We start from the raw sequence: 12,999 nt of genomic DNA, 5'->3' as shown, positions 1-12,999 counted from the left end.
AAGGGAGAGAGAGGTATGACTAATTTAGCTGTAAAGTACAAACAACAAGCGCAAGAAGAGGTGCAAATTCAAACGCCCCCACAGCAGATGGCTAAGCCGAAGGTTAAAGCGAAAATTACAAGAATCGAAAAACTGTTGTATGTAGCGTTTATTGGCTTTTTATTGTATGCCTGTGTCGCGTTTATTGGAAATAAAGCAGGCCTTTATCAAGTTAATGTAGAAGCAGCGACGATAGAAGAAAAAATTGTACAGCAGCAAAAAGAAAATCAAGAATTACAAGCTGAAGTAGAGAAGTTAAGTCGCTATGAACGAATCGCTGAAGTTGCAAAAAAACACGGGCTAGAAATTAATGCGAATAATGTGAAAGGCCTCAAATAAGGCAATAGGTGTGAAGGAACGATGAAGAAGAATATGACTAAATTTCATACCAATAAGGGAGCAGGTTATTTTATGATATTTTTCCTCCTGCTCTTTTTGCTGTTATTAGCCCGATTTTTTTACATACAATCAACAGGAACAGTTCATAATCAGGATTTAGATGCACTTGCTAAACAAAAGCATAGTAAAAAAGGAGTTCTTGAAGCGAACCGAGGAACTATTTATGATCAAAACGGTCATGTGTTAGCGCAAGACGCAAACTCTTATAAAATAGTAGCTGCGCTAAAAGGAGCTAACTCTGTTGAGAATAAAGAAGATACTGCAAAGAAAATTGCAGGAGTACTTGGAAAAGGCGAAGAGGATATTTTAGCCACGTTAAATAAAGATAAAAGTCAAGTGGAATTTGGGAAGATAGGTAAGGGCTTGACGAAAGAAAAGAAAGAACAAATAGAAGCATTGAAATTGCCAGGGGTCTCTTTTATTACCGAAAATGCGAGAGTTTATCCAAATGGTGATTTCGCATCTTATGTTATAGGGCATGCGAAACCGAATGAAGATGGAATTGCAGTAGGTCAATTTGGATTAGAAAAAAGTTTGGATAAATATTTAGGAGCTTCAAATGGAGAGGTAGCTTATACAGGTGATCGTAGGGGGGTATCTCTTGACGGTGGGAAAGTGAATGTGAAGGCACCTAAAAATGGAGATAATGTATATTTGACAATGGATCAACGTATTCAAAGTTATTTAGAAGACGCGATGAAATCGGCGAGTCAACATTATGAGCCGGAAAGTTTAATTGGAATTGTGGCGGATCCGAAAACGGGGAAAATATTAGCAATGTCTAGTAAACCTAGTTATGATCCGAACATAGAGAATAATAAATACTTTTATAATGACGCAATTGCCAATGCATTTGAACCTGGATCAACAATGAAAATTTTCACGTTAGCGGCAGCTATTAATGAAGGTGTGTACAAAGGACAAGATTATTATCAATCTGGGACATATCAAGTCGGAAATAGGAAAATAAAAGATCATAACGGCGGTGCTGGTTGGGGCTCTATCACGTTTGATGAAGGGGTAGAGCGTTCTTCAAACGTAGCGTTTGCAATTTTAGGAGATCAAAAACTTGGTCCAGAACGTTTCCGAAAATATATTCATAGTTTTGGATTAGATGAAAAAACGAACATTGATTTATCAGGTGAAGGATCGAATACAATTTTATTTGATCAGCAAATACAACAAGTGACAACAGCTTTTGGACAAGGTTCCACTGTAACACCAATTCAGCTTGTACAAGCTGCAACGGCCATTGCAAATGATGGAAAAATGATGAAACCTTATGCAATTGATAAAATTGTAGACCCAATAACAGACAAAGTAAAATTAGAACATAAGCCAGAAGAAGTAGGAAAACCTGTTACAAAGGAAACAGCAGCGCAAGTAAGACAGTTATTAGAACGTGTTGTTACATCTCCGAAAGGTACAGGGACAGCTTATAAAATTGATGGATATTCAGTTGGTGGTAAAACAGGTACAGCGCAAATTCCGGATGGAAAAGGGGGCTATATGACAGGAAGACAGAATTATATATTCTCATTCTTAGGTATGGCACCAATGGACGATCCACAACTTGTTGTGTATGTAGCTGTTAAACAGCCGAAATTAAAAGATGATGAGAACGGTGCACAACCTTTAGCTGATATTTTTAAATATGTAACAAAAAATAGTTTAGAGTATTTAAAGATTAAGCCAAATGAAGTGAAAGATCCGAAAAAACATCTGAAAGAACAACAAACTACTGTTCCAGATGTAACTGGTAAAACGATGGCTGAAGCGGGGAAAGCGATTGATAAAGCAAAACTTCGTCCAATCGTACTAGGTGAAGGGAAAGTACAGCAACAAGTACCAAAAGCGACTGAACAAACATTAAAAGGCGACCGAGTCTTCTTGGTAGGAGATAAGCCTACAATGCCAAATATACAAGGATGGGCACTGCGTGATGTTATGAATTTAGCGAAGACATTACAGCTTAACTTGAAACCTTCTGGTACAGGATACGTAACAGAACAAAGTGTGGCGGAAGGAACATTATTACAACCTGGTACAGAATTAGGTGTCACACTCGTACCGCCACTCGAACCACAGCAAGAAGCAGAAAAGCCGTAATGGTAAAAGAGAATAAGTTCTAATTAAATAAGTACAAGCATATATTGGAACAAGCTAGGCGTAAGGGAGGCTTGTTCCGATATGCGTGTATCAAATGTAACAGTTAGAAAACGACTTATTTTTATACTTATATCAGGTATACTTATTTTCACTATTATCGATATTCGTCTTGGATATGTGCAATTTTTTCTTGGGAATATGTTAACGGATCGTGCGAAAGATTCATGGAGTCGTAATATTACTTTTGAACCCGAACGTGGGAAAATTTTAGACCGAAATGGTGTGGAACTTGCCACGAATAAAAGTGCTCCAACTGTCTTTGTTGTACCGAGGCAAATTGAAAAACCAGCAGAGACTGCAGAGAAGTTAGCTGCAGTATTAGGTGTGGAAAAAGATGAGATTTATAAAAGGATTACAAAAAAAGAATCAATTGTAAGGTTAGATAAAGGCGGAAGGAAAATATCACATGACAAAGCGAAAGAAGTACGAGGATTAAGTTTGAAGGGCGTGTATATCGCAGAGGATTCTATCCGGTACTATCCATTTGGAAACTTTTTATCACATGTATTAGGTTTTGCAGGTAGCGATAACCAAGGTCTTATGGGGCTAGAGAAATATTATGATAAAGAGCTAAATGGGGACAAAGGTCATGTGCGTTTTTTTGCAGATGCGAAAGGACAAAGGATGCCTAATGTTGGTGATGATTTCAAAAAACCAGAAGCTGGTTTAAATTTAGGATTAACAATCGATGCGCGTATTACAAGGATTATGGAAAGAGAAATGAATATTGCGGAGTCAACTTATAATCCTGACGGTATGATTGCGATTGCAATGAATCCTAAAAATGGTGAAATTTTAGGCATGTCTAGTCGACCGAGTTTTGACCCAGCGGATTTTCAAAGTGTCTCTCCAGAAGTGTATAACAGAAATCTACCTGTATGGAGTACGTATGAGCCTGGTTCAACATTTAAGATCATTACATTAGCTGCAGCATTGAATGAAAATTTAGTAGACTTAGAGAAGGATACGTTTTATGATGATGGAGCAGCTGAAGTAGGTGGAGCTAGATTGAAATGCTGGAAAGCAGGAGGTCATGGCAGTCAAACGTTTTTAGAAGTCGTTCAAAACTCATGTAACCCGGGATTTATTGAACTTGGTGATCGCCTTGGTAAAGACCGATTATTTAAATACATTCGTAATTTTGGTTTTGGGCAGAAGACTGGAATTGACTTGCAAGGTGAAGGCAGTGGGATTTTATTTAATTTAGATAAAGTTGGTCCAGTAGAGCAAGCAACAACTTCATTCGGCCAAGGGGTTTCTGTTACACCGATTCAACAAGTAGCAGCTGTAGCGGCGGCTGTAAATGGTGGAACATTGTATCAGCCGTATATAGCTAAGGAGTTTATAGATCCGAAAAATAATCAAGTTGTTAGTAAAAAGACACCTGTTGAGAAAAGAAAAGTTATTTCCAAGGAAACTTCAGAAAAAGTTCGTTATGCATTAGAGAATGTTGTAGCGAAAGGTTCTGGTAAAGGTGCTTATATTGATGGGTATCGTGTAGGTGGAAAAACGGGTACTGCTCAAAAGGTGAAAGATGGTAAATATTTAGAGAATAATTATATAGTATCTTTTATCGGATTTGCTCCAGCGGATGATCCAGAGATTGTTGTGTATGTAGCTGTTGATAATCCAAAAGGGGTTACACAGTTTGGTGGAGTGGTAGCAGCTCCAATTGTCGGGAATATCCTTCGAGATGCGCTTCCTGTTATGGGAGTGAAACCGAGAAAAGAACAAGTTGAGAAAGAATATAAATGGGGCGATACACCAACTGTAGAAGTTCCGAATTTAATTGGAATGAAAAAGAAAGACTTACAAACACAACTCGTCGATTTGAAGCTTGATATAAGTGGAGATGGAGAGAAAGTAATTAAACAATCACCAGAAGCGGGAGCTAAAGTAAAAGAAGGCTCAAAAATTAGAATTTACTTCGGGAATTAAAGGTAACATAGTACGTTTTATGGTACAATTGGTGGAAGTGAGTTCTTTATAGAACAGTTACTTAATTTGAGACAGTAAGTGTCTCATTCATAAATAGGTCAGTAGCACTTACCTCCTTATATAGGAGGTAATGTGTTGCTTACTGAAAAAAGATAAATAAACAATGTAGAGAGGGTTTAGTGAAATGAAGTTGCATACACTTGTATCATGTTTGCATGATTTTCCAGTTGTTCCAAAAGAAAATCCAGAAATCACATCTATAGAAGCTGATTCACGTAAAGTGAAAGAGGGAAGCTTATTTGTATGTATGAAAGGATATACGGTTGATAGCCATGATTTTGCTAAGCAAGCAGCGGCACAAGGAGCGGCTGCTATTGTTGCGGAAAGACCAATTGATGTTGACGTTCCAGTTGTACTTGTGAAAAATACTTTTCGTTCGTTAGCGGTTTTAGCTGATTATTTTTATGGTCAACCGACACACAAGTTACATTTAATCGGAATTACAGGTACAAATGGAAAGACAACAACATCGCATATTATGGATGAGATTATGCGAGCACATGGTCATAAAACAGGGCTAATTGGAACGATTAATATGAAAATCGGTGATGAAACATTTGAGGTGAAAAATACAACACCAGATGCACTAACACTTCAACAGACGTTTTCAAAAATGGTTGAACAAGGTGTGGACAGCACGGTAATGGAGGTCTCGTCACATGCGTTAGATCTTGGTCGTGTACACGGATGTGATTACGATGTAGCGGTGTTTACGAATTTAACACAAGATCATTTAGACTATCATAAAACGATGGAAGAATATAAACATGCAAAAGGGTTACTATTTGCACAGCTTGGCAATAGTTATAATCATAATCGTGAAAAGTACGCTGTGCTGAATAGCGATGATAATGTAACAGAAGAGTATATGAGAAGTACTGCAGCAACAGTTGTAACATATGGTATTGATACAACAAGTGACATTATGGCAAAAAATATCGTTATGACGAGTGGCGGGACTACATTTACGCTTGTCACACCGTATGAAAGTGTAAATGTTACGATGAAATTAATAGGTAAATTTAATGTATATAACGTACTTGCAGCAACAGCAGCAGGACTTGTTTCGGGTGTGAAATTAGAAACAATCATTGCTGTTATAAAGGAACTAGCTGGGGTTCCAGGGCGTTTTGAAGTTGTTGATGGAGGGCAAAATTATACAGTTATTGTTGATTACGCACATACGCCGGATAGTTTAGAAAATGTATTAAAAACTGCAAAACAATTTGCAAAAGGTGGTGTGTATTGTATCGTTGGTTGTGGCGGCGATAGGGACCGGACGAAGAGACCGATAATGGCAAGTGTTGCAACAAAATATGCAACTCATGCAATTTACACATCAGATAATCCAAGAAGTGAAGATCCAGCGGTTATTTTAGATGATATGGTACATGGTGCACGTGGAAATAATTATGAAGTGATTATTGATAGAAAAGAAGCGATACACCATGCAATCGCTAAAGCGAAAGCAGATGATATCATTATTATTGCTGGTAAGGGTCATGAAACGTATCAAATTATTGGTGAAGAAGTTCATCATTTTGATGATCGTGAAGTTGCAAAAGAAGCAATTACAGGGCGTTTAAACAACGAAGAGTAACAACGTGAGAGGAGGACTACATGTGCTTGAGCAAGGTTTATTAGTAACGGCTGGGGTAGCATTCTTAATTTCTGTTGCCCTTTCGCCATTGTTTATTCCATTTTTAAGAAAATTAAAGTTCGGACAGAGTATTCGTGATGAGGGACCGAAGTCACATCAAAAAAAATCAGGGACACCGACAATGGGTGGTATCGTCATATACGTATCTATGATGGTAACTTCACTTATTATGGCGATTAAGTTTAATCATTTAGGTGCAGAGGTTTCGTTATTACTATTAGTGACATTTGGTTACGGATTGATCGGATTTTTAGATGACTACATAAAGGTAGTTAAGAAGAGAAATCTTGGTTTAACATCAAAACAAAAATTAGTAGGTCAGCTTGTTATTGCTATTGCATTCTTTTTAATTGGAAAAGGGCAAGCGTTCCACACATACATCATGATTCCAGGAACGGATGTTAAGTTTGAATTAGGTTGGGCGTATTTTGTACTTGTACTATTTATGCTTATTGGTGGATCGAATGCAGTTAACTTAACTGACGGTTTAGATGGTTTATTATCAGGAACAGCTGCTATTGCATTTGGAGCATTTAGTATTATTGCTGTGGCACAAGAGCAATTTGGAGTAGCGATATTCTGTATGGCAGTTGTAGGAGCTGTACTTGGATTTTTAGTATTCAATGCGAATCCAGCAAAAGTGTTTATGGGAGATACAGGTTCATTAGCTTTAGGTGGAGCCATTGCAGCTGTAGCGATTTTATTAAAACAAGAATTGCTACTTGTAATTATTGGCGGAGTATTCGTAATGGAAACTTTATCGGTTATCATTCAGGTCATTTCATTTAAAACAACAGGAAAACGTGTCTTTAAAATGAGTCCATTACACCATCATTATGAATTATGTGGTTGGTCAGAGTGGCGTGTTGTTGTGACGTTTTGGTCTGCAGGATTTTTATTAGCTGTGTTAGGAATTTATATCGGGGTGTGGATGTAATTGAAAACTGTAACTGAATTTCAAAATAAGAATATTCTTGTATTAGGCATTGCAAAAAGTGGTTATGCAGCAGCTACATTGTTACAAAAGTTAGGGGCAAATGTTATTGTAAATGACGGAAAGCCTTTAGCAGAGAATGTACTTGCTGCAGAATTACAAGCAAAAGGAATGGACGTTGTATGCGGTGGACATCCTTTAGAATTATTAGAGAGAAATATTTCTCTTGTAGTAAAAAATCCAGGAATCCCGTATTCTAATCAAATACTAGTTGCTGCGAAAGAAAAGCAAATTCCGATTGTTACGGAAGTTGAATTAGCATATCGTATTTCAGAAGCACCATTTGTTGGGATTACGGGGTCTAACGGTAAAACGACGACGACAATGCTGACATTTGAAATGCTAAAAGAAGGACAAAAGCATCCTGTAATTGCAGGGAACATTGGAACTGTAGCGTGTGAAGTAGCACAGGATGCAAAAGAAAATGAAGTTGTAGTTACAGAACTTTCATCGTTTCAATTGATGGGAGTAGAATTGTTCCAACCTAAAATTGCTGCGTTTTTAAATTTATTTGAGGCCCACTTAGATTATCATGGGACGAAGAAAGAATATGGTTTAGCGAAAGCAAATATTTTTAAAAATCAAACAGAAAATGATTATAGTGTAATAAATGCGGATGATGCAGATGTGATGGCTTTGTCTGCGTATTCTAAAGGTCAAAAAATCCTGTTTTCGACAACGAAAGAAATTGAAGATGGCGCGTGTATAAAAGATAACGCTCTTTATTTCAAAGGTGAAAAAGTTGTTGAAGTAAGCGATATCGTTTTACCTGGTCAACATAATCTAGAAAATATTTTAGCTGCGATGAGTATTGCGAAATTATTAGGTACTTCTAATGAAGCAATTACGGTCGTGTTAAAACGTTTTACGGGTGTAAAACATCGTTTGGAATATGTAACAACGATTAACAACCGTAAGTTTTATAATGATTCAAAAGCAACGAATATGTTAGCGACTGAGAAAGCACTATCTGCGTTTACACAACCGATTGTGTTACTAGCAGGTGGGCTTGATCGAGGAAATGAATTCGATGATTTAATTCCGTATTTCAAAAATGTAAAAGCGATTGTAACATTTGGACAAACAGCTCCTAAACTAGTAAGAGCGGCAGAAAAAGCGGGATTAGATATAATTGAAAGTGTCGATACTTTAGATGAAGCAGTGGTGAAAGCTTATGCTCATTCTAAAGATGGTGATGTCGTTCTTCTTTCTCCAGCGTGTGCAAGCTGGGATCAATTTAAAACATTTGAAGAAAGAGGAGACATTTTTATACAAGCTGTGCATAAACTTATATAAAGTAAATCAAAACATCAGTAGGCTAACACCTACTGATGTTTTGTTACATAGGGCAAAAGGTTCTGCCTAAAGAGGTGGTGTTTGTGGGTAATGAAGAAAACGCCTGATTTTATTCTCATCATCGTAACACTTTCATTGTTGACAATCGGAATGATTATGGTTTATAGTGCGAGTGCAGTTTGGGCCTCTTATAAAATGGGGGACTCATTCTTTTTTGCAAAAAGACAATTACTGTTTGCGGGTCTTGGTGTAGTAGCTATGTTTTTTATTATGAAAATTGATTATTGGGTGTGGCGTACGTATTCAAAAGTGATTTTGCTAGTTTGCTTCATTCTTCTTATTCTCGTTCTTATTCCTGGAGTAGGTCTTGTTCGAGGAGGAGCACGAAGTTGGATTGGAATCGGTGCATTTTCGATTCAACCGTCAGAATTTATGAAGTTTGCGATGATTATTTTCTTGGCAAAGTTTTTAGCAGAACGGCAAAAATTGATTACATCTTTTAAACGTGGTTTATTACCGGCACTTAGTTTTGTGTTTCTTGCTTTTGGGATGATTATGTTACAACCAGACCTTGGGACAGGAACGGTAATGGTTGGGACATGTATCATTATGATATTTATTTCGGGAGCGAGGGTCTTTCACTTTGCAATGTTTGGTTTGATTGGTGTAGCAGGATTTATAGGGTTAATTGCATCAGCACCGTATCGAATGAAACGCATTACATCATATTTAGATCCGTGGTCAGATCCGCTCGGAAGTGGATTTCAAATTATCCAATCATTACTCGCAATTGGACCTGGTGGATTATTTGGGCTTGGACTTGGACAAAGTAGACAAAAATTCCTTTATTTACCTGAACCACAAACTGACTTTATATTTGCAATCTTATCCGAGGAATTAGGTTTTATTGGCGGTTCATTTGTGTTATTATTATTTAGTCTATTATTATGGCGCGGGATTCGTATCGCATTAGGAGCGCCAGATTTATATGGTACGTTTTTAGCAGTAGGTATTGTGGCGATGATTGCGATTCAAGTAATGATTAATGTTGGTGTTGTAACAGGACTGATGCCTGTTACGGGTATTACCTTGCCGTTTTTAAGTTATGGTGGATCAAGTTTGACATTAATGTTAATGGCAGTAGGTGTATTATTAAATATAAGTCGCCATTCTCGCTACTAAACCCTGTTTATAAGACAGGGTTTTTCGTATGTGTGTAAAAATGCAATATGTATATAGAAATAAATATAATGGAAATAAGAAGCGGAGGAGTTAGTAGTGCGTGTATTAGTGAGTGGTGGGGGTACTGGTGGTCATATTTATCCAGCTCTTGCTTTAATTAGAGAAATAAAAAAGTTAAATCCAGAAGCAAGATTTTTATATATTGGTACGGAAAATGGACTAGAGAGTACAATCGTTCCAAAAGCAGGTGTACCATTTCAATCTATTGTTATAAGTGGATTTAAACGAAAAATATCATTAGATAATGTGAAAACAGTAATGCGTTTTCTAAAAGGTGTACAGGATAGTAAACGATATATTCGTCGTTTTAATCCTGATATCGTAATTGGAACGGGTGGCTATGTATGTGGGCCAGTTGTATACGCTGCAGCCAAATTAGGTATTCCAACTATTGTACACGAACAAAATAGTGTACCAGGTGTAACGAATAAATTTTTAAGCCGTTATGTAAATAAAGTTGCTGTTTGTTTTGAAGCAGCTATAGAGCATTTTCCAGAGTCAAAAGTGGTAATGACAGGTAATCCGCGGGCATCAGAGGTAATGGATCAAAATGGAATGAAAGGGAAACGTTCAGTTGGGCTTTCTCTTCCTAAAAAGTCTGTACTTATATTTGGTGGAAGTCGTGGGGCTAGACCGATTAACGATGCCTTCGTTGAAGCAATTGAACAGTTTGGGAACAAAAGCTACGAAATACTATATGTAACAGGTGAAGTACATTATGACAAAGTGATGGAAGCCGTTAAGCAAAAAGGGAACCCAAGCAATGTTATTATTAAGCCGTTCATTCATAATATGCCAGAGGTACTAACTGGTGTAGACCTTGTTGTTTCAAGGGCTGGGGCAACAACACTTGCAGAATTAACAGCGTTAGGAAAACCAAGTGTGTTAATACCGAGTCCGTATGTAACCAATAATCATCAGGAAAAGAATGCACGTTCAGTTGTTGATAAAGGAGCGGCAAAAATGTTACTTGAAAAAGATTTAACAGCTGAAACACTTATTCGTGATATTGATGAGATTTTATTAGATGCACAAACATTACAAAATATGAAGCTAGCTGCTAAGCAACTAGGTATTCCAGATGCAGCAAATAAGCTGTATGAAGTAATGAATAAGCTTGTAAAAAAATAAAGTGAGGCTTTAATCAGTGGGGAGTGATTCTCTCTCATTGATTATTACCCTTCACTAATCGGATATTTACGGGCATCCCGATTCCGCCTACTTTCTTTGTTTCTACCGAATTTTGATTTAGGAGTCGTACTGCCCGTAAATAGAGGGATAACGTTAGGTGAACGCCCTGCATATTATTGTCATAAGGAGACTTAATATGGGGGAGATTGTCTATGGAACAATTAGTAAATGAGCTTATAGAAGCAGACGTTGGTCGTGTTTTAGTTAACGAGTCGTTAGCACGTTATACAACTATGAAAATAGGTGGACCAGCGGATATTTTAATTGTGCCAAAGCATGTAGCCGGTATTGAAAAAACATTACAGTTAGTAAAGCAATACAAAACGAAGTGGACTGTAATTGGGCGCGGTTCAAACCTTCTTGTATCTGATCAAGGCATAGAAGGTGTTGTTATTCGTTTAGGAGAAGGATTAGATCACTTAGAGGTCGAAAAACATAAGGTAAGAGTTGGTAGTGGATATCCTCTTATTAAATTGTCAACTTTACTTAGTCGTCAAGGGTTAGCTGGATTGGAGTTTGCAAGCGGTATTCCAGGAAGTGTCGGTGGTGCAGTATATATGAATGCAGGTGCACATAAATCAGATATATCGAGTGTATTATCGAAGGCTCTCATTCTGTTTGAAGACGGTACAATTGACTGGTTAACGAATAGAGAACTGGAGTTTTCTTATCGGGCATCTGTATTGCAAACGAAACGTCCTGGTATTGTTTTAGAGGCGGAGTTTCAATTACAGGCGGGAAAACGTGAAGAAATTGTACGTAGCATGCAAAATAATAAAGATTACCGCCGTGAAACGCAACCATGGAATTATCCGTGTGCAGGAAGTGTATTTCGGAATCCAATCCCACATTTTGCAGGAGATTTAGTAGAAAAAGCAGGGCTTCGTGGTTATAGGATTGGTGGAGCTCAAATTTCTGAAATGCATGGCAATTTTATTGTTAATACCGGGGGAGCTTCAGCGCAAGATGTATTGTCCTTAATTGAATTAATAAAACATACAATTAAGGATAAATTTGATGTAGATATGCACACAGAAGTAGAAATCATTGGAAGATAACGGTTATTCATTCCGCTCATTATCATTTATGTTATAATAAGAAGATAAGAACGGCATGAGGAACATGCCGTTCTTTATGTTACATAGGGGGATCGTACATGAATAATAGTAAAGTGATTAAACTACAAGATCGTGTACCAAAATTGAAAAATCAAAAGAAAAAAAACAAAAAAAATGTTAATCATCGATTGATTTTATACATATCAATTTTATTTTTATTAGTGCTCTTTTTAATTTATTTTCGGTCTCCGCTTAGTAATATAAAAAAGATTAGTGTGTTTGGAAATCACTATATGACGGATGAACAAGTAATGAAGGATTCGGGCGTGACATATGATACAAGTTATTTCCGAGTGACAGCACATAAAGCTGAAGAAAACTTAACGAAGCGAAAAGAAATTAAAGCAGTAAATGTAAAAAAACGTTTTCCAAACAAGATTGATATTCATATCGAAGAATATTTAACGATTGGTTATATAAATAAAGAGGGAAAATTACAACCGTTATTAGAGAATGGAAAAACGCTTGATGTACTACCTAATGGAAAACTTCCTGTTGCAGCACCGATTTTTGAACCTTTTAAAGAAGAGAAAATGAAGGAGTTAATCACTGAACTAGAAAAATTAACACCAGCTATTTTAAAATCTATTTCGGAAATTCGCTATTCACCAACGAATGCGAATGAAGATCATCTTACTTTATATATGAATGAGGGTTATGAAGTGAGCACTACGATTCGAAATTTCGCAAAACGTATGGAAACCTATCCGCTTATTTTAAAAACAATTGAGCCAGGTAAGAAGGTATTAATTGACTTAGAAGTAGGTGCATATACGAAAGAATTAGGTGTGGAAGAAAAAAAAGAATAGAATGGTAGTTTTCGCTGGTTATAGCAGAAAAAAACAGAACGAATGTTCTGTTATATGTATATGAATTTAGAAGAATGGTTCATT

The 12,999-nt window shown here is 36.9% G+C and carries 10 protein-coding genes; all 10 read left to right on the top strand.

Translation table 11 applies throughout. The features are described from left to right. Nucleotides 1-15 precede the first annotated feature (15 nt). The 10 genes from ftsL to divIB all read left to right on the top strand — a co-directional run bounded on the left by ftsL (nucleotide 16) and on the right by divIB (nucleotide 12,915). Nucleotides 16-378: a cell division protein FtsL gene (ftsL, locus tag AXW78_RS18585; protein WP_000182804.1), complete on the top strand. Its 363-nt coding sequence runs from the start codon at nucleotides 16-18 to the stop codon at nucleotides 376-378. Nucleotides 379-450: 72 nt separating this feature from the next. Then, the gene (locus AXW78_RS18580; protein ID WP_061884859.1) at nucleotides 451-2,547 is read left to right on the top strand and encodes a penicillin-binding protein; all 2,097 of its coding nucleotides are present in this window, start codon (nucleotides 451-453) and stop codon (nucleotides 2,545-2,547) included. Between the two features lie 81 nt (nucleotides 2,548-2,628). Further along, a complete protein-coding gene (locus AXW78_RS18575; protein WP_001266234.1) occupies nucleotides 2,629-4,545 on the top strand; it encodes a stage V sporulation protein D in 1,917 nt (638 codons plus the stop codon). Between the two features lie 184 nt (nucleotides 4,546-4,729). After that, nucleotides 4,730-6,205 carry a UDP-N-acetylmuramoyl-L-alanyl-D-glutamate--2,6-diaminopimelate ligase gene (gene murE, locus AXW78_RS18570; RefSeq protein ID WP_061884520.1) on the top strand — a complete coding sequence of 492 codons (1,476 nt, stop codon included), beginning with the start codon at nucleotides 4,730-4,732 and terminating at the stop codon, nucleotides 6,203-6,205. A gap of 22 nt (nucleotides 6,206-6,227) precedes the next feature. Further along, nucleotides 6,228-7,202 carry a phospho-N-acetylmuramoyl-pentapeptide-transferase gene (mraY, locus tag AXW78_RS18565; protein WP_000893057.1) on the top strand — a complete coding sequence of 325 codons (975 nt, stop codon included), beginning with the start codon at nucleotides 6,228-6,230 and terminating at the stop codon, nucleotides 7,200-7,202. Continuing rightward, nucleotides 7,203-8,555: a UDP-N-acetylmuramoyl-L-alanine--D-glutamate ligase gene (murD, locus tag AXW78_RS18560; protein ID WP_000860130.1), complete on the top strand. Its 1,353-nt coding sequence runs from the start codon at nucleotides 7,203-7,205 to the stop codon at nucleotides 8,553-8,555. A gap of 90 nt (nucleotides 8,556-8,645) precedes the next feature. After that, a complete protein-coding gene (gene spoVE, locus AXW78_RS18555; protein ID WP_000753519.1) occupies nucleotides 8,646-9,737 on the top strand; it encodes a stage V sporulation protein E in 1,092 nt (363 codons plus the stop codon). A 96-nt stretch (nucleotides 9,738-9,833) separates the two neighbouring features. Then, entirely contained in the window at nucleotides 9,834-10,928 is a 1,095-nt protein-coding gene (gene murG / locus AXW78_RS18550; protein WP_001265422.1) for an undecaprenyldiphospho-muramoylpentapeptide beta-N-acetylglucosaminyltransferase, read from the top strand. A gap of 212 nt (nucleotides 10,929-11,140) precedes the next feature. Beyond that, the gene (gene murB, locus AXW78_RS18545; protein ID WP_000437029.1) at nucleotides 11,141-12,046 is read left to right on the top strand and encodes a UDP-N-acetylmuramate dehydrogenase; all 906 of its coding nucleotides are present in this window, start codon (nucleotides 11,141-11,143) and stop codon (nucleotides 12,044-12,046) included. A 98-nt stretch (nucleotides 12,047-12,144) separates the two neighbouring features. Next, entirely contained in the window at nucleotides 12,145-12,915 is a 771-nt protein-coding gene (gene divIB, locus AXW78_RS18540) for a cell division protein DivIB (protein ID WP_001065790.1), read from the top strand. Nucleotides 12,916-12,999 lie beyond the last annotated feature (84 nt).

This window comes from Bacillus thuringiensis (genome assembly GCF_001595725.1).
GTDB lineage: Bacteria > Bacillota > Bacilli > Bacillales > Bacillaceae_G > Bacillus_A > Bacillus_A thuringiensis_K.
This window is presented reverse-complemented; position numbering and strand designations above follow the sequence as displayed.